The sequence below is a fragment of the Intestinimonas butyriciproducens genome, assembly GCF_004154955.1.
GTDB lineage: Bacteria > Bacillota > Clostridia > Oscillospirales > Oscillospiraceae > Intestinimonas > Intestinimonas butyriciproducens.
In genome coordinates this window covers 3079938-3105776 of the sequence record NZ_CP011524.1, presented here as the reverse complement: position 1 = coordinate 3105776, position 25839 = coordinate 3079938, and the positions used below count along the sequence as shown (strand labels likewise).

The following is a 25839-nucleotide window of genomic DNA, read 5'->3' as shown; positions in this document are numbered from 1 at the left end:
TTTAAAAGGCGATTTTCAGGACCAGCTTGTCAACGTCCTCCGGGGCCTTGGGCGCAAGCTTCGGCAGGTGACCTTCACCGGGGTAGACAAGAAGGAACCGTCCCGGCTCCAGGGTGAACGTGTACTCTGGCGCTCCACGGTACATAATGGAATCCTCATCAGCACGGATCTCCACCTCCGTCAGCGTCTCTATCGGGGCCACCATTACCTGTTCAAGCCCAGACAGAACGATGTGGATATCCAGGTAACGCTCATGGGCTTCCATGAGGGATGACTGGGAGATGGGGACAGTGGTGTAGTTAAAGCGATTGCAGTACACGTCGCTGCCCAAGATTTCAGTCCGCCCCATGGGCAGGGAAAAAAGGTCGGTAGACTGGAGAAAGCGGATCCCCATATCCAGATTTTCCGACAGCCCACGATAACGGGCTATCTCAGAGAGCTTATCATAAATCATAGCAGCCTTCTCCTAACCCGGTCTGAAGCACTTGATATGCCGCGCCATACAGACCGGCCATATTTCCAAGCTTGGCGCCTACCACTTGGACGCCGTGGAATCCGGGGATCAGAAGCGCCTTCGTCCGGGCCTGGACGCCTTGGATGGCGTAGGGCTGCTCCATGACCCCGCCGCCTAGAACCACACGGGGGACATTGTACACATGGATCAGACTGACGATTCCGGCCGCCGCCTGGTCGAGCCAGGCGTCAACGACAGCCCGGACAGAGGGGTCCTTCATGCGTTGGAAGACGGCCCGTCCACTCGTCAAAGAGGGGTCCAAACGGCTGGCGGCCAAACAGAGGGCCGTCGCAGAGGCATACCGCTCATAAGTACCGGCGAAAGGGTCCCGGGGGTCCATATCCTCGGGGTGCAGGATCAGGCCGCCCAGCATTCCCCCGGCAGAGGGGCCGGACCCGTAGTAGAGACGGCCATCCAGAACCACGCCGCCGCCGATTCCGGTGCCGTAGGTGATACAGAGATAGTCCCGTACACCTTGGGCGGCGCCATAGGCCCCCTCTCCGAGCGCCGCCGCGCAGACATCGTTGAGGATGACGGCGGGGACATGGAACCGCGCCTCAAAGAATCCCTTTACATCCATGCCGGTATAGCCAGGCAGGTTTTCATTGGCGTATCGGATGACCCCGGTACCTGGGTCCACTTGTCCGGCCGTGCTGACGCCGATGAAGTCAAAGGGCAGCAATGGGCGCAGCAGAGCTGCAGCACGTTCCAGGACAGCGGGGGCACCGCCCTTGCGGGCTAAGGTATCCCCTTCGACCGTCTGAGTGGGGACCTCCCCCTCAAAAAGGCAGGCCTTGATTTTTGTGCCGCCAATGTCTAACGCGGCAATTCGATATCTGCCACTCATTTCAGTACGGCCACAAAACGCTTTGTGATCTCCAGAGGGCGGGTGATAGCACTGCCCACTACTGCCGTCAGGACACCCAGATCCATGGCATGGCGCAGATGTTCGGGCGTAATGATATTGCCCTCGGCCACCACGGGCTTTCCACAATTTTTGACCAGATATTCGATCATATCAAAGGGAGGCAGCGGGCAGCCCCTGGTGTAAGGGGTATAGCTGGCCATGGTGGTGCCAATGAGGTCGAAGCCCAGCGCGGCGGCCTCCATACCCTCCTCCACGTTGGAGCAATCCGCCATAAAGAGCTGATCCGGGAACTTGGCCCTGACTTTGGGAAAGAAGGTCTCGATGGTCTCACCGCCTGGTCTGCCCCTGCGTGTGGCGTCTGTGGCGATGATCTCCACGCCGCAGGCCGTCAGGGCATCCACCTCCGCTATAGTGGGGGTGATATAGACATCCGGACAGTCGTCATAGACTTTTTTTATAATTCCGATGATGGGAAGGTCCACCATGTTGCGAATTTCCTTAATATCCGCAACGGTATTAGCCCGGATTCCCACGGCTCCTGCCTGAGAAGCCGCCAGTGCCATACGCCCCATGATAAATGAGCTGTGGAGCGGCTCCTCCGGCAGCGCCTGGCAGGAAACGATAAGCCCGCCCTTGATCCTCTGAAGCGTCTCTTCATTGCCGAGTTTCATATTGCCCTCCCTTCTGGTAGGAAACCTTATGCGTATAACCGCAGCCAAGCGGAAAAGAGGTACATGCTGGACCGGGAATGGGTGTGTTCCTGGTGCTCGAGATAGGTATACTGCCTCGTGCCAGAAAGGCTTTGGAACAGCCGTTCAACGGTGCGGGGCGGACAGGTCGCATCCTCACCGCCGGCGGAGAGCAGTACCGGCATCGTCAGCCGATGGGCATGGCTCACGGTATCCACATACCCCAGCCTCCTCCAAAAGTCAGCCGCCGGGACAGCCTCATAAATTGGCTGAAGCAGGGAATAGGCGTCGCCCTCCAAGCCGGAACCCGGAAAGTCGGTTAGAAACGGGAGATCCGCACAGACGCAGCGCACCCTTTCAGGCCCTAGGATAGACGCCAGGAGCAGTGAGCCCCCGCCCCCCTGACTGGTGCCGAACAGAGACAGGCGCCGTGGCAGAACCTCCGGCCGGGCCTGGGCCCAGCGGATGGCCAGCAAGCAGTCGGAAAGCCAGTCCCCGTAGCCGCCCGGTATCCCGGCGGCAGTGTTGGGCAAGACCGGCCAGTTTCCGTCCGGGAGCGCCAGCTCATCTCTTGTCTTTTCTGGGGTCACATACCCGAGTGGCGAGACGTGCAGGATGTGATAGCCTAAGTCGGCTATCTGGGGGTGCATGGTAATGGAACCGCCGTACCCCGGCAGGTTGATGAGAAGTGGAGCTGGTGTGTTCAGCGCCGGCTGCCAATAGCCATAAAAAGGCCTCCGCCCGTCGCTGGCAGTAAATTTCACATAGCGGTTCACCAAAGTATTCGGGCTGTTGCCAAAGGGGACGCGGATAGGCATATCATCCAGCACCGCCCCCTCCACCGCTACCTTTTCGCTTCCTATGAGAAGTCCTTCCGCCCAGGCGTCCACCTCGCCGGGTGACGGGTAGGCGGATTCCGCCTCCCGGCGCATCCTCGACAATTTATCCATGGTATATCCCCTCGCACAACTGTCATTGTATATATTATATCGAAAGTACGCTTGCTTTTCTATGTGCTATATGCCTATAATTAGGATGATTCGAGCAATTTTTGCGTCAATCATACATTTGTTAAGGAGGCCTCGCCATGCATATACCACCGTCGTTATATTCCGCCATGCGCTTTAACTTTTTGTATGTCGACCGATACGTGTTCCACAAGGGATGGGTTTACCCTGAGACCTACGTTCCCTACTGCATGCTGCGCTACATTCTGAAAGGGAGTGCCGTGTTTACCATCAACGGAGTGGAATACCAGGTCCACGAAAACCAGGTGGCGTATATTCCGGATAGCTGTATGCTGGAGTGCCATGCACTGGGGGATGATTTTGAGTTCATCAGCATTCGCTTTACCGTTACCGTGCGCCTTAACGACAACGATTTCCTGGCGGAGTTTTTCCATATCCCGCCGGTCACCGAAAACGCCGAGCAAGCGGTCCTTTCCTATTTTCAGGAGGTCCACTGCAACGCAACCAGCAGAAACTCCAGCCGTCTGTTCCGCATCAGGGGGAACTTGGAGCTTATCCTGGCCTGGCTGGTAGAGCAGACCCCGGAGGCCGTGTTGGAGGAGAGCGAAGGTCATGAAGCCGACTTTTCTATTGAAAGTATCCGGCATCGGGAGGCACGGTCCTCTGCCATCAAACAGGACCCGCGCATCCAAGTGGTGGTGGACTACTTTATCGCCCATCCCACGGAGCCCTTTGATACCAAATTTCTGAGCGACATGGCCCAGATGAGCCCCAGTTCCCTCCGGCGCCATTTCAAAGAGCACACGGGCAAATCGCCGGGTGATTTTGTCAAAGAACTGCGGATGGTGACGGCGGCCCGCCGCCTGCTGGTGACGAATGACCGGGTCTCCACCATTGCATACGAGCTGGGCTTTGACGACCAGAACTATTTTGCCCGCATGTTCAAATCGGTGTTCGGTGTCTCACCCAACCAATACAGAAAGGCATCCCGGGAGTAACCCTGATGTTAAAACAACAGTTTTTTGATTGTTTTATGCTAATTTTAAGCTAGCTATGGTCTATGAAACTTGGAAGCTCTTTCCTATAATAAACTTGTAAGACGGTTTGCACAAACAATGCGCGAGATAGAAGGAGGAAATTATGAAAAAGGCTATGTCTCTGTTTCTGGCCGTCCTGATGGCGGCGACACTGCTCACGGGGTGCGGCCCGTCCGGTTCAACTCCCTCTTCCCAGACCCCTGACACTCAGGCACCCTCCGCCAGCCAGTCTGCCCAAACCGACGAGCTTGAGGGCGAGATCACGTTCTGGCATTCTTTTACCCAGGGTCCCCGGCTGGAGACCATTCAGGCTGCGGCGGATCAGTTCATGACAGATCATCCCAAGGTAAAAATCAATATCGAGACCTTTTCCTGGGCCGACTTCTATACCAAGTGGACCACGGGTCTGGCCTCCGGCAACGTCCCCGATATGTCCACCGCCCAGGCGGGCCAAGTGGTGGAGATGATCAACGCCGATGCCATCATACCCCTGGACGATCTGATCGACGATATCGGCCGGGACCGCTTCTATGAGTCTCCCCTTCAGGAGATGACCTACTCCGACGGCAACTGCTACGCCGTGCCCATCTACTCCCACGCTTTCGTCATGTGGTACCGCAAAGATCTGCTGGAGAAGTACAATCTGGAGGTCCCCACCACCTGGGACGAGTTTAACACCGCGGCCACCGCGATCACCAAGGGCGAGAACGGCGCCGTATATGGCTGTTCCGTGCCTATGGGCACCAACGACCTCTACGCCACCTGTTTCCTGGATGTCTATGTAGGCAGCCACGGCGAGTCGCTGCTGACGCCCGAGCACAAAGCCAATCTGACCAGCGATACCGCCATACAGGGGATCAAGTTCTGGACCGATATGTACAAGAACAATTCCCCTGCCGATTCCATCAATTATAATACTCTGGATCAGGCGACATTGTACTACCAGGGCAAGAATGCGTTCGACTTTAACTCCGGTTTCCATATTGGCGGCGTGGAGTCCAACACCCCCGAGCTGATGGACTATATCGACTGCGCCCCTGTACCCACCATCAACAAGGGAGACCAGCCCGACTACATCGTCAACAACATGCCCCTGGTGGTATGGAAGAACTCCAAGCATCCGGAGATTTGCAAGGCGTTCATTGAGTATTTCTACCAGCCCGACGTGTACATCCCCTTCCTGCACTCCGTCCCCGTAGGTATGCTGCCCGCACTGAAAGAGATCACCGATGATCCCGCTTTCCTAGCCGATCCCACCATTCAGAAGTACCAGCACGCGATGGAGGTCATCAGCGATGCCCTGAGTCACGGCACTTATGTCGGCATGGAATACGGCCCCTGTGTGGAGGCCGGTATCCTGGCCAATCAGCGGGTGGTGGAGAACATGTTCCAGGACATTGTACTCAACGGCACGCCGGTGGAACAGGCGGCCAAGGCGGCCAATGACCAGCTCAACGACCTGTTTGCAACTGCAACCGGCTAAAGGACGCCCGGAAAAGGAAACAAGGAACCCAGGATACGGCGGGGGCGAATATTTGTCCCCGCCGTGGTTCTGAAAGGGGTTGGCAATATGCGAAGCCGTAAACGAATGATAGCAAAAGTTACCGGCTTTTGCTTCATACTCCCTGCAATGCTGGTGGTGCTGCTTCTGCTGCTCTATCCGGTGATGTCCAGCATCTTCTACAGCTTTACCAACAAGAATCTTATCAAACCGGCCTATTCTTTTGTCGGGTTTGAAAATTATGCAAAAATCCTCACAGATCCGGTCTTCTGGGCGGCGTTTTGGACCAATATCAAGTGGACGGCGGCATCCTTGCTGGGGCAGCTTCTGGTCGGATTTACCGGTGCCTTGGCACTCAACCGCATCCGCCATGCGGCAGGGGTCTACCGCACATGCCTCATTATACCCTGGGCTTTTCCCTCCATCGTTTTAGCCTTTTCCTGGAAATGGATTTTAAACGGTGTCTCCGGCTTCCTGCCGAATTTTTTGGTCCAGGTTGGCCTTTGTGCCACGCCGCCGCAGTTTTTAAGCAGCGCTGGGCTTGTCTTCCCAACTTTGGTTTTTGTAAACATCTGGTTTGGCGCGCCACTGATTATGGTCAACATCCTCTCTGCCCTCCAAACAGTACCCAAGGACCAATATGAGGCGGCGCAGCTGGATGGAGCCTCAGCCTGGCAGTCTTTTATCCATATCACGGTTCCACATATCCGTATGGTGGTCGGGCTCCTGGTGGTGCTGCGCACCATCTGGGTCTTCAACAGCTTTGATATCATCTACCTCATCACTGGCGGCGGCCCTGCCAACCTGACGCAGACCGTGCCCATTTACGCCTACAACCTTGGCTGGGGGCTGAAGCAACTGGGCCGTTCCTCCGCGGTGACGGTACTGCTGCTACTCTTCCTGCTGGTGGTGTGCGCCCTGTACTTCCGCCTGCTGAATAAATGGGAAAAGGAGGGTGAATGATGCGCAAAAAAAGGCGGCTTCGCCGTGGCTGGCTAGGTGATGTCATCAGTTATGCTTATCTGACCATCCTGGCCGCCATTGCCGCGTTTCCACTGTTGTGGATTCTCCTCTCCTCTGTCAAGAGCAAGGGTGAGCTCACGGGCAACCCTACCGCCATCCTGCCTAAGGAAATCACCTTTGATTTTTTCAAGACCGTGCTGGGACAACTCCATTTTAACGTCAATATCGTCAACAGCATCATCGTGGCCGGTTGTACGACGCTGATCGCTATTACCATTTCCGCTCTGGGGGCTTACGGCGTGGTCCGTTTCTTTCCCAAGTTTGGCAAGGTTTTGACCCGGGTGCTTATCACCACCTATATGTTCCCACCCATTCTGCTGGCGGTGCCCTATTCCATCATCATGGGCAAGGCGGGGATGATGAACAACCGCGTGGGCCTCATCATTGTGTATCTGTCTTTCGCGGTGCCCTACGCCGTATGGCTGCTGGTGGGCTTTTTCCAGACTGTACCCCTGGAAATCGAAGAGGCGGCCCGGGTGGATGGCGCCAACAAGTTGCAAGTATTCGGTAAAGTGGTCCTGCCCATCGTAGCCCCCGGCGTGGTGGCCGTAGCCATCTACACCTTTATCAACGCCTGGAACGAGTTCCTTTACTCCCTGATTTTAATGAACAGCAGCGACAAAATGACTGTGGCTGTGGCGCTGAAATCTTTGGGAGGGCAGGAAGTCATGGATTGGGGCGTCATGATGGCCGCCTCCGCCTTGGTAGTAGTGCCCTCCGTGGTCTTCTTCATGCTGATCCAGAAGAAAATAGCTGGTGGGTTGGCACAAGGTTCCATTAAATAATATTTTCTACATCAAAGGGGAAATCACTATGAAAACCATTGGCTACGCAATCGTCGGGACCGGGTATTTTGGCGCTGAACTGGGCCGTATCCTAAATGAGCAGGAAGGGGCCAGGGTGGTGGCGGTGCTGGACCCGGACAATGCTCCGGCCATTGCCCAAGAGCTTCACTGCGACCTGGAGACTGATTTGGAGGGTTTGTGTGCCAGGCCGGATGTAGATGCTGTGATTGTGGCTACGCCCAATTACCTCCATAAGGAGCCGGTTCTCTGTGCTGCCCGGCACAAAAAAAACATTTTCTGCGAAAAGCCCATCGCCCTGAGTTATGCCGACTGTGACGAGATGGTACGCGCCGCGGAGGAGAATGGCGTGGTTTTCATGGCGGGGCACGTGATGAACTTCTTCCGCGCCGTTCGCCGGACCAAGCAGTTCATTGCCGAAGGCAAGATCGGAAAGGTCCTCTACTGTCATTCCGCCCGGAACGGCTGGGAGGAGGAGCAGCCCTCGGTTAGTTGGAAAAAGATCAGGGCCAAGTCCGGCGGCCACCTCTATCATCATATCCACGAGCTGGACTGTATCCAATTCCTCATGGGTCCCGCCACCGAGGTTACGATGGTAGGCGGCAATGTGGCCCATCAGGGGGAACACTTCGGGGACGAGGATGATATGCTTTTCCTTCAGTTGGAGTTTGGCAACAATACCTACGCCGTGGTGGAATACGGCTCCGCTTTCCACTGGCCGGAGCACTATCTGCTGGTCCAGGGCACTGAGGGAGCCATCCGTATCGATATGTTCAACGTGGGTATGACGGTAAAGACCGCCGACGGGGAGGAGCATTACCTGGTTCACGAGTCCAAAGAGGAAGATGACGAGCGCACCCGGATCTACCACAGCACGGAGATGGACGGGGCCATTCAGTATGGCCACCCCGGCAAGAAGCCGCCGCTGTGGCTCCACGGCATTATGAAAAATGAGATGAGGTTCTTCAACAGCGTCATGCACGGTGAGCCAGTCCCCGACGAGTTCAAGCCGCTCTTGAACGGCAGGGCCGCCCGGGCGGCCATCGCCACTGCAGACGCCGCCACACGCTCACTTCGGGAGAATCGGAAGGTGAAAGTAGAGGAGATCATCGGCTAAAACTGTGTTTGTATTTAGAAAGTAAGAAGCCTAAGATGTGTTTTGAAAGGAAGGCATTCTATGAAGCAGAAGCATTTACTTCGAACGTTTTCTGCCTTGGCTCTTGCGATGTGTATCTCTTTTTCCATTGCAGTACCGACTGGCGCGGCCTCCGCTGGGACAGCCCAGGGGAACACACTTGCGGAAGTGCTGGACCGCGCTGCAGCCAACGGCTTCTGTTACCGCTATGATGGCGACGATCAGGTTTTCGACGGCAGCCGTATCGTCAATGGTACAGCACAGGACATCTCCCGTCTAAAAGCAAGCGTCCAGGGTACGCTGCTGATTCGTTATCAGAGCGCGGCTGCTGCGAACCAGGTCCTCTTTGTCGCAGGAAAAGATACCGCTGTGGGGCACTATGGCGCGGTATTGGCAAATAAAGTGCCGGCGGTAAACCTTCAACGGATCGATTTCCCTGACGGTATGGTGGCAAATCTCTCTGGAACGGCAGTCGGTCAGGACTGGCACACCTTTGTTTACAGCGTTGATGCTTCCGACCCGGAGGTAAAGACAGCCAAGACCGTGACCAGCTTCGATGGAAGTGCTACTACGCAATTTCCCAACTATGCTTCCTGGTTCAACCAAAACGCTGATGTCAACGACATTCAGTTCTTGAACATCGGCGGTACCTCCGGTGCACTGGCAAACTCCAATAATAACGCGAATTTCGTGGGCAGGATTGCTTTCGTGGCTTTCCTCCCAGAGGTGTTCACGCAGGCTGAGGCGGCCGCACTCAGCAGCGAAACCTGGCCGCCCTCCGCAGTGCCTGTCTATTCAGCTCAAAATATCACGATCAACAGCGCCGCAGATGCAGTAGAGCTTAGCTCCGCACTGGTAGATACGCTGAAAGGCCTCCACAATGCCAGCATAATTGTAAAATACCAGAATACCAATACAGGAGTGGGCTCTTTTTTCAGCATCAGCGACCCCACCAAGGTAAACGCCCATTTCCATGTCTATGAGAGCGGAAATACCTTTGGCTTCGAGTTGCGCAACAGTGATAACCCGAAGTATTCTGGTACATGCAGGGTGTACGGTGGAGAACGCAATACCGTTGCTTTTAAGGCGGAGGCCGGCGTGGGATACAAGCTGTTTGCAAACGGCGCATTGGGCAGTACTGTTTCCAAGACCGGAACGGACTACCTCTTCCTGGACGGCATGAGCGGATTGACTACAGCTTTCGTGGGCAAGCTGAAGCGATCCAACGACCAGAACAGCTACCCCTTCACCGGCACCATTGAATCCATTGAAATCTACGCTACAGCTCTGACAGATGAGGAACTGATTGACCGCACGAAGGACACAGCCCGGGAATCCAACGCGATCTTCTTCAACGGAGATGCTACCGGCTCCACGTTCTTCCGTATTCCTTTCCTGCTTGCCGCCTCCGATGGAACCTTGATTGCGGGTACAGACGCCAACTTCGGCAGTACCGGCGACAGCGCGGAAAATATCGACGCGGCGATTCGTATTAAACCGAATGCCGCCGCCCATGACATCATGGAAGGATGGCTGGACGCCTCCGTGCCTGACGTGCTCCACATGAGGGACTACGCTGATGAGTACGGATATAAACAGAAGTCCGCCTCTTTCATCGACGGCGTGATTGTTGAGGATACAGTCCACACAGACCGCGTTCTGCTCCTCATTGACGCCTTTGCCTGGAATGGCGGCGGATTCCAATGGCTCAATGTAGATCAGTATGGTCAAGCCCATGGCGGCACTGCCAGAAGCGTTGCCCTTGGCGACGGCTTCTGCACCATTGGCGGCCAGAAGTATCTGCTCCTCTCCGACCAGAATATCAAGTCCGGCAATATCAATATGAATGTGGATCGCAGCAAGTTTAACTATGCAGCCGACATATATGGGGCCAAAAATGCGGACGGGCGCTATAATGTCTACCACCTTACCGGCACGCCGTTGCCCTACACTTCCAGCGGTACACCGGTGGATGACAGCGGGCTCTCCCTGGGTGCGCTTTCTGAGTATAGCCTGGGGGAAAATTACGAACTCTATAAGGATGGGACGGCTCTGACCGTTACGCAAAAATCCTCTGACGCCGCGGCTCCATCCGTCTCTGTTCCAATGAAAATTTTCTACGAGGACTCGGAGCTCCAAGTCTACAACACCAACTACATCATGCAACTTTATTCGACGGACAGCGGTCGGACTTGGCACACGGACAAGCTTATCACGGGTATGGTCAAGAGAGAAGAATCCCACTACTACCTCACTGGGCCGGGCCACGGTATCCAACTCCAGCACGGTGAGCATGCGGGCCGGCTGGTCGTGCCCATTTACTTCCAGGGTGAAGGCGGTGGCGGGCTCACCGGATCTGCTCACACGGAAGTCATTTACAGTGACGACGGCGGCGTGACCTGGGCACATGGGGAACCGCTGCCGAATACACTGGGGCACGAATCGGTCATTGTAGAGCTCCCCAACGGCAACCTGCAAATTTTTATGCGCAATACCGCATCTTCGGGCGGTAAGTGTAAGACGGCTACCAGCCTGGACGGGGGCCTCACTTGGGTTGAGGTCCACTCCACCTTCGGCGATAACAGCGCCGGGACCAACAGCCAGCTTTCCGCCATCGCATACAGCCAAGACGTGGTGTCCGCAAAGGACGGCCAATCTTATCCGGCAGTCCTTCTGTCCATGGCTTACAACAGGAGCAGGACCGATGGACGCATCTATGTAGGGCTGCTTAAGGAAAACGGTACTTATGATAACGGGAGCACCAAGTATGAAATTGATTGGGAGTACAAGTATCAGGTCACGGCAGCCGATGAGCTTTTTGCATACAGTAGCATGGTAGAACTCTCTAATGGCAAAGTCGGCATGATCTATGAGGCATCCCCAACCAATTCTTGGGCGGATGGACTACAGTATATGTACTATGGCGAATACGACATCGATAGCTTAACAAGCCAGCCTCTGCAGTAATCTTTTTTTGAAAGTGCCGGGGCGCGTACCGCCAGTCGCTTCGGATGATAAAAAGCGTGCCGAAAAACGCAGAGACCGGGCCCCTCTAATGGGGCCTGATCTCTGCGTTTGCTTTTGGCGCTACCAAAGACACATCCCTTGGCTATGCCGGGGATAAAAATAGCTTATAGCACGGGGAAAAGGCAAAAAAGTGCCGGGCAGGAAACGATAAGTTTCCTGCCCGGTTTTTCTGGAGCGGAGAGCCGGGGCCTCTACCGGCGGAGGTGCTTAGAAAAAGAGCTCAGGCTCCCGGCGCTTTGCGCACATGGCTTCAAACCCCTTGGCGGCCACTTCGAAAACGGGACCTCTATAGCCTCTGGCCTGCGTGGGGCACAGATAGATACAGGCGCCGCAGGAGATGCAGGTGTCAGTACGGGTGAGCCAAGGCGTCTCCAGAGGGATAGAATGGGTGGGACAATTTTTGGCGCAGGCATAGCATTTCATGCAGTTCTGGTTGCATTCAGGCTGAAAAGGAACGCCCTTGGCCTTTTTGTAGGGCCGGTTTCCCTTTATATGGATCGGGGTGTGCGCGTCCGGGGCGAATCCGGAGAGCTTTTCCCGGCACATGGCGCCAAACTCCGCCATGCGCCGCCTGTCGTCCTCATCGGGCCGACCGGCGGCGACCTTGGTGAAGATGGAATGCTGCGCCACGAAAGCCGCTCCTGCAATTACGCAGAACCCGTTTTCCTCCAGCAGGTCCTGCAGCTCCACCAGAGCGTCGTCATAGTCGCGATTCCCATATACAGCCACAGCGATGGCGGGATTTTCATGCCCTTTCAGATGAGCCAGCAGCATTTCCCGGCAAATACCCGGAATACGCCCGGCATACACCGGCATGGAGACAAGAACTGGCTCTCCGGCGGGAAGCGTCCACTCCTCCGTCAAGGGACGGCCAAGCAGATCCCGCTCCAGCACCTTTTCCTGGTGGCCTAAGATGGCCCGTGCAGTCTTTTTGGTAGTTCCCCGGGGACTAAAAAAAATGGAAGTCATGGATCTACATCCTTTCTGTCGGTTGTGCGTGAGGACAGGGCTATTATAGCATACATTTCACGCTTTGGGGCAAAAAGTGAAAAGACGACAAGCCGCGCAGGAGGGACAGAAAACGTGGCCAAGTGAAAGCAGTAAAAGTTGTTACATTTTTTATTAAACATATATGAAATGGTTAAAATCTGTGATAAAATAAGCGGCAGGGGCCGGGAAGCTCCGAGGGGGTGGGTGCATAATGGTCAAGTGGTCCCTAGCGGCGGAACTTCTGGCCGCGATGATGATCGTGGTTTTGATGGCCTATTACCGGGAAAAGAAATTGGCTGTGACGCGAAAGGGCAAAGTCTACCGGAGCTGTCTGGGATTGTCTCTCGCCACGGTCCTTCTCAATGCGGTCTGTGTATATACCATTGAGCATACGGAGCAAGTCCCCCGGGCGGTCAATCTAATTTTGAACAGCGCATATTTTTTGGTCGCTGTGCTCACCTGTTCCGTCATAGTCCTCTATCTCTGCTATCTCATTTTAGAGCATGTCTATGACAAGCGACACCTGAGGCGGGCATTGCTGTGTATATCCGGGGGGACCCTGGGATATTTACTGCTGATTCTGTGGAATTTGAGCAGCGGTGTCCTGTTTTCCTTTGACCCGGGCGGAAACTACCGCCGCGGACCGCTGAACCGCATCGGCTATGCCCTTATGGCGGCGGAACTGCTCCTGCTGGCAGTCTGCTATGTGCAGAACCGCGCCAGTGTGAACCGCCCCATGGTGAAACTGATGCACACGCTTCCGCCTCTTGCCATTTTCCTTGCGGCGTTTCAGCTCGCTTATCCCCAAGTCCTACTCAACGGCATGATGATGGCCATGGCGGACCTGATTCTTTTTATCAGCTTCCAAAGCAGCCGGATCGAGACGGATGGCCTCACGGGCATTGGGAACCGGAACAGCTTTTTTGCCGAGCTCTCCCTGCGGGTAGCGGGCCGCCAGCAATTTCAGATCGTGCTCCTTTCGCTGCAGCAGTTCGTCACCATCAACCAGCGGTTTGGACATCAGCGGGGGGACGCTTTTCTCTACGAGGTCGCCCGATATCTGGATGGCCTGTGTCGGCAGGCCCGTGCCTTTCGGTTCGGGAATGTGGAGTTTGCAGTCGTTTTCCCCTGGAGGGGAGAAACGGAGGCCACGGACAACTTGCAGAAGCTGCGGGAGCGGTTTCAGCGGAATTGGAGGTTGGGAGAGGTGGAGACCCGGCTCACCGCCCGCTTTGCAGAGCTGATTTGCACCGGCCAGAGTTGGAGTCCGACCCAGATCATCGAGGGCTTGGAATATGGTCTCCGGCTGGCCAAGGCAGGGCCGGAAGATACCGTCCGATTCAACGAGCGGACCGCCGCCCTGCTGGAAAAAGAAAGGATGCTGGTCAATATCATGCGCCGCTCGGTTTTGGAGCAGAGGTTCCAGGTCTGGTACCAGCCGATCTACGACTGCCGGAGCGGCGCCTTCACCTCTGCGGAGGCGCTGCTCCGGCTCCAGGACTACGAAGGGAATATGATCTCGCCGGCGGAGTTTATTCCGCTGGCCGAGGAGACGGGGCTCATTGGAGAGCTGAGCTGGATCGTGTTGGAGGGAACCTGTCGCCTGTTAGGGAGTGGGCGGGTGCCTGACCTGAGGTCGGTTTCGATCAATCTCTCCATGCAGCAGTTTGCGGAGCAAGAGCTGATTTCCCGCATTGTGGACAGCCTGGACCGGAACGGCGTGTCCCATGACCGGCTCAAGGTGGAGATCACGGAACGGGTGCTGCTCCAGGATATGGACCGGATGCGGACCGCTATGGCCGAGATGGCGTCCAGGGATATCCATTTTTACTTGGATGACTTCGGGACGGGATACTCCAATCTCTCCTGTGTGCTGGACCTGCCGTTTGAATGCGTCAAGCTGGACCAGAGCCTGGTGGCGGAATTTCCGGATGACCAGCGGGCTGATCTGCTGGTCCGCACGCTGGTGTGCCTTTTCCACAACATGGGCTTGCAGGTGATGGCGGAGGGGGTCGAGGCGGTGCCACAGGCGGAGACTCTGGCGCGTTACGGAGCGGACTGGATCCAGGGCTACTATTATGCAAGGCCCATGCCGGAGTCCGAACTGATCCCCTTTCTCAAGGAAAAGAACCACGCGCCGCAGGGCGGCGCAAAAGAAGTTTTGGTGTGAGGTGAGGGTATGGACAGCCTGTCCATGACGGTGGTGGCCAGAATTCGAAGCGATTTCCCCACAAAATTCGGCATTCCCCGCCAGAGCGGCCTGGTGGAGGCCCTCAAGGCCTCCGTCATCTTCGAGCCGGAGTATCGGAACCCGGATGCCCTGCGGGGGCTGGAGGGATTCTCCCACCTCTGGCTCATCTGGCAGTTTTCCGCGGCGGTGCGGGATGGCTGGTCTCCCACCGTGCGCCCGCCCCGCCTGGGCGGAAACACGCGGATGGGCGTATTCGCCACCCGTTCCCCCTTCCGGCCCAATCCCATCGGCCTGTCCTGCGTCAGGTTGGAGCGGGTGGAGCAGCACCCCGCCCTGGGACCGGTGCTGCTGGTGTCGGGGGCGGACCTGATGGACGGAACCCCCATTTTGGACATCAAGCCGTATCTCCCCTATGCGGACTGCCGCCCGGAGGCGTCCTGCGGCTTTGCCGGTCCGGACGGAGGGGAGCTGCTGGAGGTGGAATTGCCGGAGCGCCTGCGGGCGCTGGTACCGGAGGAGAAGCGAGATGCATTGCTGGGCATACTGGCCCGTGATCCGCGCCCCTCCTATCAGCAGGACCCCGGACGGGTCTACGGCATGGATTTCGCCGGGCTCAACATCCGATTTTCTGTGGAGGGGCAGGTGCTCCGCGTCTGCGGGGTCCGGCCCATCCCATAACTACAGCGCAAGAACGCGCCGCGGGGAATTCCCCCGCGGCGCGTCCCTACAACAGATTATTTTACCAGTTGGCGGCCGATGATATCCCGCTGGATCTGGTTGGTGCCCTCAAAGATCTGGAAAATCTTTGCGTCACGCATGAGCTTTTCCACCGGATACTCCTTGGAGTAGCCGTTGCCGCCGAAGATCTGAACGGCGTCGGTGGTCACCTTCATGGCGGCGTCACTGCAAAAGCACTTGGCGACGGCGGTGAGTTTTTTGTCAAAGATGCCGGCGTTGGCCGCATGGCAGACCGCCCAGACCATCTGACGGGCGGACTGGACCTGCATCTCCATGTCGGCCAGCATGGCGGCGATCACGCCCTTCTTGCAGATGGGCTGGCCGCCGACCACACGCTGCTTGGAGTAGGCCACGGCCTCGTCCAGCGCGGCCTGCGCCAAGCCCACGCAGTTGGCGGAATTGGCGGGGCGGGAGACGTTGAGGATGCGCATGGCGATGCTGAAACCCTCACCCTCCTCGCCCAGACGGTATTTGTCGGGCAGGCGCATATCGTCGAAGAAGAGGGAGCAGGTGTGCACGTTGCGGAATCCCATCTTGTCCTCGTGGTGGCCGGCGTCAAAGCCGGGGGTGCCCTTCGGGATCATGAAGGCGGTAATGCCCTTGGAGCCCTTGGACTTGTCGGTTACGGCAAAGGTCACGACGATATCGGCACAGTCCCCGTTGGTGATGAAGGTCTTGCCGCCGTTGATGATGTATCCGTCGCCGTCCTTACGGGCGGTGGTGGACATGTCCACCGCATTGGAACCGGCGCCGCTCTCCGTGAGGGCGAAGGCAATGACGCCGCCGGCAGTCATGGCTTCCGCGGCCATATGGCGCTGCTCTTCCGTGCCGGCCAGGCGGAAGGGGGTGAAGCCGAATCCCGTCACCCGGGAGGCAAAGCCTACGTCGCCGCGTGCCAGCTCTTCCCGAATGATGGCGCAGGTCAGATAGTCCAGCCCCAGGCCGCCGTACTCTTCCGGCAGGGTCATCATGGGAACGCCCATATCGATGGCCTTTTTGACCAGATATTCCGGACACTCGCCCAGTTTTTCCGACTCGCGGCAGGGCTCCTTGACTTCCTTCTGTGCAAAATCGCGGAACAGGTTCCGCAGCTCGATCTGCTCTTCTGTCAGCATGAAATCGAAATCTGTCATTGCCATATGCTCTGTCTCCCCCTTATAAATACTAGAATTTTCAACCGGCGTTTTCCCGATATATACATGATTTATTATACGATTTGCCCAATTTTTTGTATAGTATCAAATGAGTTAAGCGCTGTTCGACCTGATACAAACAGTCGTCCCCCGGCGGACGGTCCATAAAAAACAAAGGGCGCGCCGCGGAAGTTCCTCCTCCACGGCGCGCCCTTTGCGGTCCTGCGGCAGAAGCGCATCCCGTCAGGCTTTACGCAGTGCCTTGCACTGCCGGATAAATTCCATGGGATGCTGGCTGCGGACGCAGACCTCCTCCTCACTCATACCTTGGTCCAGAAAACGAAGGACCACGGTGGACATCGCCTCACCCAGCTCGATGATGTGCCCATCCGGATCGTAGAAGCGCAGGACGCGCTGCCCCCAGGGGTACTCCCTCACCTCATGGAGCAGCTCTACCCCTGCGGCTTTTACACGGGCCGCATCTCCGTCGAAGTCCTGGCTTTCAAAGTAGAGCTCCGCATTATGGGCGCGGTAGACCGTCCGCTCCTCGGGAAAGCCCGCCAGCGCCGAGAATCCCTCCTGAAGTGTGGGGCCGCCTTCGAATACCAGGTTTGCGCCAAAGTCCAGAGCCACCTTCCGGCCCAGCACGGTCTCATAGAAAGAGCGGGATACGGCCATGGAGCGCACGGCAAACAAAGCCCCTTGAAATTCCATAGAAACACCTCCTTCCTGCGGGACGATCATACCACTAAGGCTTCAGCGGCTCCTTGTAAAAACCGGACATGTGGGCAAGGTAGCGCCCCGGGGATACGCCGCAGACTGACTTGAATTCATGGATAAAGTGGGACTGGTCGAAATAGCCCAATTCTTGTGCCAGTCTGGTCAGGGAAGGGGGCCCGGCCTGGAGAGCGCGGATGGCGGCGTTTACCCGAAGTACCTGGAAATAGGCTTTGCAGCCCATGCCGGCCCCCTCACGGAAAAGGCGGGAGAGGTGGCGGGAGCTGTAGCCGGAGGAGGCCGCCAGCGCCTGCTGGGAAGAAAGGCATTTCGATCCCAACAAGGGGAGGACAGGGGATGGTACAGGGTCACGGGCCAGAAGCGCGGCATCCATGCGCACAGCAAAATCATCCAGATCACTGGCTTGGGAGAAGGCCCCACAGGCCATCACATATAGCTCCGGAGCGGCGGCCTCCAGGGGCCAGGTCCTGTCGGAGAGCTCCCATTGAGGGATGCCGGTGAAAGCGAACAGGCCGCCCGGCCGGAACTCCACGAAAAAACGGGGAGGGCCGACGCCCAGGTCATTGTGGACGGTGACGGCTTGGGTGGTGGGGCCGTACAGCACACCCCTGGGACCGGATGGGAGCAGGGTAAAGACCAGGCAGCCGCTGGCATCCTGGATGAGGACCAGGGGCGGCGGGCTATTCGGGTCCCGCCATTGGCGGGAGCCGCCGGCGGCGCAGTGCTCCGGATGGGGCAGGCAATAGGTATAATGGGCCACATAGGGCCGCAGAGAGGGGTGGGGGGCCAGATAGAGATGGGTGGCGGTCCTGTACATCAGGGTGGAAAAACGATTGGAAAAACACATGCGCTGCACAGCGCCACCTCCTTTGCTGTTGCTGTTATCGTATCACGGACCGCGGGGTCTGTACAGAGAGAAAAAAGTAAGGTAAACTATCAGCAGAAGAAGCAGAACGGGAAAAGGAGCGAATGCTATGAACGAGATCATTCAAAGCCTCTATGCCAGAAAGTCCGTGCGGGCCTACACAGACCGCCCGGTGCCGGCAGAGGTCAAGCGGACGGTACTGGCGGCCGCGGTCCAGGCGCCCACCGCCGGGGGCCAGCAGCTCTATACCATTCTGGACATCACGGACCAGCGCCTCAAGGATACCCTGGCCGAGACCTGTGACCACCAGCCCTTTATCTCCACAGCCCCGGTGGTGCTCATCTTCTGCGCCGACTGCCTCCGGTGGTGGGATGCCTATGCCGAGGCCGGCTGCGATCCCAGGCGCCCCGGGCCGGGGGATCTGATGCTGGCGGTGAACGATGCGGTGATCGCGGCACAGAACGCCGTGGTGGCCGCCGAGAGCCTGGGGCTTGGCTCCTGCTATATCGGAGACATCATGGAGCGGTACGAAGAGCACCGGCGGCTGCTCGGACTGCCGGAGTGGGTGTTTCCGGCCTGTATGCTGGTGATGGGCTACCCCACCCGGCAGCAGCGGGAACGAAAGAAAGCGGCACGGTTCGAGCAGCGGTTCATCGTGCAGGAGAACGCCTACTGCCGTCTGGAGGGGACACGGCTGCGGGAAATGTATCGGGGACACACGGGGGCGCAGAGCTTTGAGGACTTCCTCGCCGCATTTTGCAGGCGAAAATATGAATCTGACTTTTCCAGGGAAATGAGCCGCTCCGTGGGGCAATATCTGAAGGACTTTCAAGGGGAGGCGGAGGTGTGATCCATCTTTACTGCGGGGACGGAAAGGGAAAGACCACGGCGGCCATAGGCTTGGCGATGAGGTCGGCCGGGCGGGGAAACCGGGTGGTGGTGGCCCAATTTCTGAAAAACGCGGACAGCGGGGAGCGGGCGGCCTTATCCCTGCTCCCGAGTATCCTGCTGCTGGACGCCCCGGAGATCATGAAGTTCGTCTTTCAGATGACCCCGGAGGAAAAGAAGGCCGAGCGGGAGCGGCAGACCGCTCTCTTTGACGCGGCGGTGACCCTGGCCTCGAGAGAAAGGGCGGGACTTCTGGTGCTGGACGAGATGTGCTCTGCGGTGAGCACAGGGATGGTCTCTCTGGAGCGGGTGACGGAATTTCTGGATCATCTGCCCGCTGGTCTGGAGGTGGTCCTGACCGGTCGGGACCCGGCCCCCGAGCTGGAGCGCCGGGCGGATTATATCACTGAGATGAGAAAGTGCAAACACCCCTACGACCGGGGGGTGGCGCCCAGGCTGGGCGTGGAGTGGTAGGCGGCGAAACACGCTCCGCCGTAGGGGAAAAGACGGCGCGGGCATCCTGGCGGACAAAACTCGACAGGCTTTTTGAAAACCGTGGAATTGGTAAGACCAATTTTGTTTGAAATCATCAGAAGTTTCGAAAAGTAAGGTTGATTTTTTGTATTTGAATGATATAATTTTAGTCAGCCAACACCGATTTTACTGATGTTACCAAGAAGGATCATCCGAAGGAGGACAATTGAATGGCAAAGTACGTCTACGAATTCTCCGAGGGCAATGGCAGCATGCGTGAGCTGCTGGGCGGAAAGGGCGCCAACCTGGCGGAGATGTCCAATCTGGGCATGCCCGTGCCCCAAGGCTTTACGGTCACCACCGAGGCCTGTACCCAGTATTATAACGATGGCCGCGCCATCAACGCCGATATCCAGGCCGAGATCATGGAGCATCTGGCCAAGCTGGAGGAAAAGACCGGCAAGAAGTTCGGCGATCCCTCCAACCCCCTGCTGGTCTCCGTCCGCTCCGGCGCCCGGGCCTCCATGCCCGGCATGATGGACACCATCCTCAACCTGGGTCTCAACGACATTGCCGTGGAGGGCTTTGCCAAAAAGACCGGCAACCCCCGCTTTGCCTATGATTCTTACCGCCGTTTTATCCAGATGTTTTCCGACGTGGTCATGGAGCTGTCCAAGAAGCGTTTTGAGGAGATCATCGACGCCAAAAAGGCCGAGAAGGGCGTCAAGCTGGACACCGAGCTGGATGCCGACGATCTGAAGGATCTGGTGGTCCGCTTCAAGCAGTTTTACAAGGATGAGAAGGGCGAGGAGTTCCCCCAGGAACCCAAGGAGCAGCTCATGGAGGCCGTCAAGGCCGTGTTTCGCTCCTGGGACAACCCCCGGGCCAATGTCTACCGCCGCATGAACGAGATCCCCTATGACTGGGGCACCGCCGTCAACGTCCAATCCATGGTGTTCGGCAACTCCGGCGACAACTCGGGTACCGGCGTGGCCTTTACCCGCAACCCCGCCACCGGTGAGAAGGCCCTCTTCGGCGAATACCTCATCAACGCCCAGGGCGAGGACGTGGTGGCCGGCGTGCGGACCCCCTCTCCCATCAGCAAGCTCCAGGAGGAGATGCCCCACGTCTACGAGCAGTTTGCCGACATTGCAAACCGTCTGGAGCGGCATTATAAGGACATGCAGGACATGGAGTTTACCATCGAGGACGGCAAACTCTATATGCTCCAGACCCGCAACGGCAAGCGCACCGCCGCCGCCGCCCTGAAGGTGGCTGTGGACCTGGTGGACGAGGGGATGATCGACGAGAAGGAGGCCGTCCTTCGCGTGGAGCCCAAGCAGCTCGACTCGCTGCTCCACCCCCAGTTTGACCCCGATGCCCTGAAGAAGGCCGAGGTCATCGGCAAGGGCCTGGCCGCCTCTCCCGGCGCGGCCTGCGGCAAGGTGGTCTTTACCGCGGAGGACGCCAAGGAGTGGCATGCCCGGGGCGAGAAGGTGGTCCTGGTCCGTCTGGAGACCTCGCCCGAGGACATTGAGGGTATGCAGGTCGCCCAGGGCATCCTCACCGTCCGGGGCGGTATGACCTCTCACGCCGCCGTGGTGGCCCGCGGCATGGGCACCTGCTGTGTGTCCGGCTGCGGCGACATCGTGGTGGACTACGCAGGCAAAAAATTCTCCCTGGGCGGCAAGGATTACCACGAGGGGGACTACATCTCCATCGACGGCTCCACCGGCAACATCTACGGCGAGGCGATCCCCACCGTGCCCGCCGATGTGGCCTCCGGCAATTTTGGGCGTTTCATGGGCTGGGCCGACAAGTATCGCCAGCTCCAGGTCTATACCAACGCGGACACACCCCGGGATGCCAAGCAGGCCCGCGCCTTCGGCGCCGAGGGTATCGGCCTCACCCGTACAGAGCACATGTTCTTCGAGGAGAGCCGTATCAAAGCGATGCGTGAGATGATCGTGGCCGACAACACCGCCGACCGCGAGAAGGCCTTAGCGAAGATCATGCCCTATCAGCAGAGCGACTTCGAGGGCCTTTACGAGGCCATGGAGGGGCGTCCGGTGGTCATCCGCTATCTGGATCCCCCGCTCCATGAGTTCCTGCCCACCAAGGAGGAGGACATCCAGGAGATCGCCTCCGACCTGGGGATTACGGTGGAGAAGCTGAAGAACGTCATCGCCTCTCTCCATGAGTTCAACCCCATGATGGGGCACCGGGGCTGCCGGCTGGCCGTCTCCTACCCCGAGATCGCCCGGATGCAGACCACTGCCGTAATCAATGCGGCCATTGCCGTCACCAAGCGGGGCAAGTACGTCATTGAGCCCCAGATCATGATTCCCCTGGTGGGCGAGGTCAAGGAGCTCAAGTTTGTCAAGGACATCGTGGTGGAGACCGCCGACAAGATCATCAAGGAATCCGGCGTGGATCTCAAGTATGAGGTCGGCACCATGATCGAGATCCCCCGCGCCGCCCTGCTGGCCGACGAGATCGCCACCGAGGCAGAGTTCTTCTCCTTCGGTACCAACGACCTCACGCAGATGACCTTCGGCTTCAGCCGCGATGACGCCGGTAAGTTCCTCAGCTATTACTACGACCAGAAGATCTACGAGTCCGATCCGTTCGCCCACCTGGACCAGAAGGGTGTGGGCAAGCTGGTGAAGATGGCTGCAGAGCTGGGCCGCAAGACCCGCCCCTCCATCCATATGGGTATCTGCGGCGAGCACGGCGGCGATCCTACCTCTGTGGAGTTCTGCCACGCTGTGGGCCTCACCTATGTCTCCTGCTCACCCTTCCGTGTGCCCATTGCCCGTCTGGCCGCCGCGCAGGCCGCCATCAAGAACCCTCGGTAATGAGATAAAAAGAGGCTCCGTGCCGGTGGTGCGGAGCCCCTTTTTATCCCCATACGCAAGAGAACAGGAGGATTTTTTATGGACCTCGATTCCTTTGCCAGCATGTTGGCTTCACAGATGAACCGTCCCGCCGTGCCGATCCGCCAGCAGTTGGACACATTGAAACGGCTGGGCATCCGTTTGACACCGGAACAGGAGGAAGGATTTTTGTCCCAAAGCGCCCGCTATGAGGACCCGGCCTATGCCGCCATCCTGACCGAGCTGGGGGCGGCGGACAGCGACCAGGTATATGCGTTCGACGCCGAAGTGACCCAGCGCTCCACCATGTATCGGGATCTCATTGGAGCGCTGCTGCGGCTCACCGGGGGAGAACTGGACCTCCAAGATGTACGCGAGAGCGGCGAGAACGCTGATTTGGAGGGGCCTGGCGGGACATGGAGGGTGAGCTTTACCCTGAACGGACACCCCTACCAATATGACGCGGACTTTTTAGGGGACTGGCTGGATGTGAATGTGCTGGCCTTCCTCAACAGCACCCTGGAAAAAGAGAAGATCAAAAAGCGCTTTCTTACGGTGGACGACTTCAACATCCAGGGAGTGGTGGTTTTTTTCCGAACCCCGGAGTGGGGCAGATTTTTCAGTGCGGGAACGCAGCTCGCCGTCAAGGGCTGCTGAAAGGACCCGCGGAGGCGAACGCCTCCGCGGGTCCTTTTTGTAATGCGAAAACCTCCGACTGAACCGGTGGGTATCTATTGGCGGCTGGAAGGGAGATGCCTGCTTCCCCACATCCGCGGGAAAGGATCGGCAGAACCCCGTTATGTGACGAAAAAGCCGAAAAATCACGGTGATATCGTCCTTTACATCTTTGGTGTGGATGTGATATAATACCCTCGATATTTTGTGACGTAATATCCAAAACCACGAAAGGAGGCAAAACGGTGGAAGAGCTGGAAGAACTGAAAAAGCGCCTGGAGGAGGAGCGGCCCATGGTTTGGGACGGCTTTCCGGATATTGGGCTTTACATGGATCAGGTGATCTCCTACGTCTCCCGCCAGCTCATCACCTATGACGGAGGAGAGACCCTCACCCCGGCCATGGTCAATAATTATATTAAGGACGGGCTCCTGCCCAGGGCGGACGGCAAAAAGTACGCCAGGACCCACCTGGCCTACCTGACCGCGATCTGCGCGCTGAAGCAGGTCCTCTCGGTAAAGGAGACCCGGGCGCTCCTGGCTGCAGACCGCAAAGGGAGGACGGCGGAAGAACTGTATGCCATGTTCTACGAGGAACTCTCCCTGGCGCTGGACTGCACGGCGGAGGTGCTGCCGCCGGACCTACCCGAGGAGGAGCTGCCCCGCCTGGCGCTCCGTTTGGCTCTGCGTAGCTATGCCGACAAGCTGGCCTGTGAACGCATCCTTGGACTGATCACGCCGCCGGAGGTCAAGGCGGAACGCCGCAAAAGATGAATCCAGATAGGCAAAAAATGCCTTTTGGGATACAGGAGGTTATCAATAAAATGAACGACTTTGTCATTGTCACCGATTCTTCCGCCGATTTGCCGGAGGACCTGGTCCGGGAGCTGGGCGTGGAGATACTGCCGCTCTCCTTCACCGTGAAGGGGCAGACCTATCACAATTACCCGGATGACCGGGAGATGGACCCCAAGGTATTTTATAAAATGCTGCGTGACGGCGAGATGGCCACCACCGCCGCCGTCAATGTAGGGGAGTTCACGGCGCTGCTGGAGCCCATGCTGCAGGCGGGAAAGGATGTGTTGATCCTGGCCTTTTCCTCTGGCCTTTCAGCCACCTACCAGTCCTCCGCCATTGCCGTGGAGGAGCTTGCCGCCAAGTACCCGGAGCGCAAGATCTATACGGTGGACACCCTCTGCGCCTCCCTGGGCCAGGGGCTGCTGGTCTGGTACGCCGTGCAGGAGAAGAACAAGGGCGGTAGCATCGAGGCGGTTCGGGACTGGGCGGAGGCCCACAAGCTTAACCTGTGCCACTGGTTTACCGTGGATGATCTCCATTTCCTCAAGCGGGGCGGACGGGTCTCCGCCGCCACCGCCGTGGTGGGAAGCATGCTTCAGATCAAGCCGGTCCTGCATGTGGACAACGAGGGGCACCTCATCAATATGGGCAAGGCCAGAGGGCGTCACGCCTCCCTGACCGCCTTGGTCGACCACATGGAGCAGACTGCCATCGATCCCGGAGCGCAGACCGTATTTATCAGCCACGGTGACTGTCTCGAGGAGGCGGAGCGGGTGGCCGACGATGTGCGCAAACGCTTTGGCGTAAAGGAGATCATCATCAATAATGTGGGCCCGGTCATCGGGGCCCACTCCGGCCCGGGCACAATGGCCCTCTTCTTCATGGGGAGAGAGCGCTGATGGATGCCGTATGGCTGGAGGTCACGGTGGAGACCACCGGAGCGGAGCTGGACAGCCTGTCCGCCAGGCTCACGGGAAACGGCGCCACCGGCCTTGTCATTGAGGACGAGGAGGATTTCAAGTCTTTCCTGGAACAGAACCGGCAGTATTGGGACTATGTGGATGACCAGCTTCTGGAGCGCATGAAGGGAGCGGCCCGCATCAAGTTCTATGTCACCGACGACGCCGACGGACAGGGACAACTGGCGAAGTGGATGGAGGGCATTGACCTGCCCTATACCACCGCAAGGCTCCGGGAGAACGACTGGGCCACAAGCTGGCAGAAATACTACAAACCCATGGCCGTGGGACAGCGGCTGTATATTGTCCCCGAGTGGGAGCGTGGGGAGGCCGTGCCGGACGGCCGGACGGCGCTGTATCTGAATCCCGGGCTCACCTTTGGTACCGGCTCTCACGCCTCCACCCGGCTGTGCCTGGAGTGGGTGGAGGAGTTTGCCCGGGAGGGGGAGAGTGCTCTGGACTTGGGCTGTGGCAGCGGGATCTTGTCCATCGCGGCCCTGCTGCTGGGCAGCCGGGAGGCCGTAGGCGTGGACATCGATCCCAAAGCGGTGGGTGTGGCCTATGAGAATGCGGCCATGAACGGCATCGGGCGGGACCGTTATACGGTCCGGGCCGGCGACGTGCTCACCGATATGGCGCTGCGGGCGGAGCTGGCCCGGCAGAGGTACGATATGGTGCTGGCCAATATCGTGGCGGACGTCATCATTCCCCTGTCTCTTCCTGCGAGAGGGCTGCTGGCCCCCGGTGGGGTATTTCTGTGCTCCGGCATTATCGACACCCGCGCGGAGGAGGTGTGCGCCGCCCTGGAGCGCAATGGCCTCCGTGTAGTGGGCAGAAAGGACCGGGATGGCTGGGTGGCCCTGGCCGCCAAACAGGAAGTGGCGAAGGGATAAGACCGGCCGCCTTCGATTCGGATCTGAACAAAGAGCTTCGGAGATGGCTGTGACCAT

At 58.0% G+C, this 25839-nt stretch carries 23 protein-coding genes; 15 read left to right on the top strand and 8 right to left on the bottom strand.

Features of this window, described 5'->3' with window-relative positions; all coding sequences use genetic code 11:
* Nucleotide 1: 1 nt before the first annotated feature.
* From SRB521_RS15290 to SRB521_RS15275, 4 genes are read right to left on the bottom strand one after another with little or no spacing between them, the layout of a single operon-like run.
* Nucleotides 2-454, bottom strand: a complete 453-nt coding sequence (locus SRB521_RS15290) for a NanQ anomerase/TabA/YiaL family protein (protein ID WP_033118274.1) — start codon at nt 452-454, stop codon at nt 2-4.
* A complete protein-coding gene (locus SRB521_RS15285; RefSeq protein WP_116722276.1) occupies nt 444-1361 on the bottom strand; it encodes an ROK family protein in 918 nt (305 codons plus the stop codon). Before SRB521_RS15285 ends, SRB521_RS15290 begins: the two co-directional genes overlap by 11 nt.
* The gene (locus SRB521_RS15280) at nt 1358-2053 is read right to left on the bottom strand and encodes an N-acetylmannosamine-6-phosphate 2-epimerase (protein ID WP_116722277.1); all 696 of its coding nucleotides are present in this window, start codon (nt 2051-2053) and stop codon (nt 1358-1360) included. Before SRB521_RS15280 ends, SRB521_RS15285 begins: the two co-directional genes overlap by 4 nt.
* Before the next feature lie 26 nt (nt 2054-2079).
* Nucleotides 2080-3021 (bottom strand): acetylxylan esterase, encoded by a 942-nt coding sequence (locus SRB521_RS15275; RefSeq protein ID WP_116722278.1) that lies wholly within the window; start codon nt 3019-3021, stop codon nt 2080-2082.
* Between the two features lie 137 nt (nt 3022-3158).
* Between SRB521_RS15275 and SRB521_RS15270 the strand changes: the two genes are divergently transcribed.
* From SRB521_RS15270 to SRB521_RS15245, 6 genes are all read left to right on the top strand, one after another.
* A complete protein-coding gene (locus tag SRB521_RS15270; protein ID WP_116722279.1) occupies nt 3159-4037 on the top strand; it encodes an AraC family transcriptional regulator in 879 nt (292 codons plus the stop codon).
* 142 nt (nt 4038-4179) lie between these two features.
* Nucleotides 4180-5559 carry an ABC transporter substrate-binding protein gene (locus tag SRB521_RS15265; protein ID WP_033118279.1) on the top strand — a complete coding sequence of 460 codons (1380 nt, stop codon included), beginning with the start codon at nt 4180-4182 and terminating at the stop codon, nt 5557-5559.
* A 147-nt stretch (nt 5560-5706) separates the two neighbouring features.
* On the top strand, nt 5707-6540 hold the full coding sequence (locus tag SRB521_RS15260) for a carbohydrate ABC transporter permease (RefSeq protein WP_242976574.1): 834 nt from the start codon (nt 5707-5709) through the stop codon (nt 6538-6540).
* Nucleotides 6537-7385, top strand: coding sequence for a carbohydrate ABC transporter permease (locus tag SRB521_RS15255; RefSeq protein ID WP_338068286.1), 849 nt, complete (start codon nt 6537-6539; stop codon nt 7383-7385). The genes SRB521_RS15260 and SRB521_RS15255 overlap by 4 nt, the downstream gene beginning before the upstream one ends.
* A 28-nt stretch (nt 7386-7413) precedes the next feature.
* The gene (locus SRB521_RS15250; protein WP_116722280.1) at nt 7414-8520 is read left to right on the top strand and encodes a Gfo/Idh/MocA family protein; all 1107 of its coding nucleotides are present in this window, start codon (nt 7414-7416) and stop codon (nt 8518-8520) included.
* Nucleotides 8521-8580: 60 nt separating this feature from the next.
* Nucleotides 8581-11505, top strand: coding sequence for a sialidase domain-containing protein (locus SRB521_RS15245; protein WP_083630999.1), 2925 nt, complete (start codon nt 8581-8583; stop codon nt 11503-11505).
* Between the two features lie 267 nt (nt 11506-11772).
* Here the strand turns inward: SRB521_RS15245 and SRB521_RS15240 are convergent, their stop codons facing one another.
* Nucleotides 11773-12534 carry a 4Fe-4S binding protein gene (locus tag SRB521_RS15240; RefSeq protein ID WP_075704787.1) on the bottom strand — a complete coding sequence of 254 codons (762 nt, stop codon included), beginning with the start codon at nt 12532-12534 and terminating at the stop codon, nt 11773-11775.
* A gap of 232 nt (nt 12535-12766) precedes the next feature.
* On the opposite strand from SRB521_RS15240, the gene SRB521_RS15235 reads away from it, so the two are divergent.
* Nucleotides 12767-14725, top strand: coding sequence for a putative bifunctional diguanylate cyclase/phosphodiesterase (locus SRB521_RS15235; protein WP_116722281.1), 1959 nt, complete (start codon nt 12767-12769; stop codon nt 14723-14725).
* 9 nt (nt 14726-14734) lie between these two features.
* Nucleotides 14735-15424 carry a tRNA (N6-threonylcarbamoyladenosine(37)-N6)-methyltransferase TrmO gene (tsaA, locus tag SRB521_RS15230; protein ID WP_195417140.1) on the top strand — a complete coding sequence of 230 codons (690 nt, stop codon included), beginning with the start codon at nt 14735-14737 and terminating at the stop codon, nt 15422-15424.
* A 56-nt stretch (nt 15425-15480) separates the two neighbouring features.
* Here the strand turns inward: tsaA and SRB521_RS15225 are convergent, their stop codons facing one another.
* The 3 genes from SRB521_RS15225 to SRB521_RS15215 all read right to left on the bottom strand — a co-directional run bounded on the left by SRB521_RS15225 (nt 15481) and on the right by SRB521_RS15215 (nt 18202).
* On the bottom strand, nt 15481-16623 hold the full coding sequence (locus SRB521_RS15225; RefSeq protein ID WP_202969484.1) for an acyl-CoA dehydrogenase family protein: 1143 nt from the start codon (nt 16621-16623) through the stop codon (nt 15481-15483).
* A gap of 237 nt (nt 16624-16860) precedes the next feature.
* Nucleotides 16861-17331, bottom strand: a complete 471-nt coding sequence (locus tag SRB521_RS15220) for a VOC family protein (RefSeq protein WP_075704784.1) — start codon at nt 17329-17331, stop codon at nt 16861-16863.
* A gap of 34 nt (nt 17332-17365) precedes the next feature.
* Nucleotides 17366-18202 carry a helix-turn-helix domain-containing protein gene (locus SRB521_RS15215; RefSeq protein WP_242976582.1) on the bottom strand — a complete coding sequence of 279 codons (837 nt, stop codon included), beginning with the start codon at nt 18200-18202 and terminating at the stop codon, nt 17366-17368.
* Nucleotides 18203-18329: 127 nt separating this feature from the next.
* On the opposite strand from SRB521_RS15215, the gene SRB521_RS15210 reads away from it, so the two are divergent.
* From SRB521_RS15210 to prmA, 7 genes are all read left to right on the top strand, one after another.
* Nucleotides 18330-19070, top strand: coding sequence for a nitroreductase family protein (locus SRB521_RS15210; RefSeq protein ID WP_075704782.1), 741 nt, complete (start codon nt 18330-18332; stop codon nt 19068-19070).
* Complete coding sequence (locus SRB521_RS15205; protein ID WP_083630998.1) at nt 19067-19582, top strand: cob(I)yrinic acid a,c-diamide adenosyltransferase; 516 nt, start codon at nt 19067-19069, stop codon at nt 19580-19582. The genes SRB521_RS15210 and SRB521_RS15205 overlap by 4 nt, the downstream gene beginning before the upstream one ends.
* A gap of 230 nt (nt 19583-19812) precedes the next feature.
* Nucleotides 19813-22440 carry a pyruvate, phosphate dikinase gene (ppdK, locus tag SRB521_RS15200; protein WP_075704780.1) on the top strand — a complete coding sequence of 876 codons (2628 nt, stop codon included), beginning with the start codon at nt 19813-19815 and terminating at the stop codon, nt 22438-22440.
* Between the two features lie 78 nt (nt 22441-22518).
* A complete protein-coding gene (locus tag SRB521_RS15195; protein ID WP_058118616.1) occupies nt 22519-23115 on the top strand; it encodes a hypothetical protein in 597 nt (198 codons plus the stop codon).
* A gap of 263 nt (nt 23116-23378) precedes the next feature.
* Nucleotides 23379-23906: a DUF1836 domain-containing protein gene (locus SRB521_RS15190; protein WP_033119115.1), complete on the top strand. Its 528-nt coding sequence runs from the start codon at nt 23379-23381 to the stop codon at nt 23904-23906.
* Nucleotides 23907-23956: 50 nt separating this feature from the next.
* On the top strand, nt 23957-24829 hold the full coding sequence (locus SRB521_RS15185) for a DegV family protein (protein WP_075704779.1): 873 nt from the start codon (nt 23957-23959) through the stop codon (nt 24827-24829).
* The gene (gene prmA, locus SRB521_RS15180) at nt 24829-25782 is read left to right on the top strand and encodes a 50S ribosomal protein L11 methyltransferase (protein WP_242943962.1); all 954 of its coding nucleotides are present in this window, start codon (nt 24829-24831) and stop codon (nt 25780-25782) included. The genes SRB521_RS15185 and prmA overlap by 1 nt, the downstream gene beginning before the upstream one ends.
* The last annotated feature ends 57 nt before the right edge of the window (nt 25783-25839 follow it).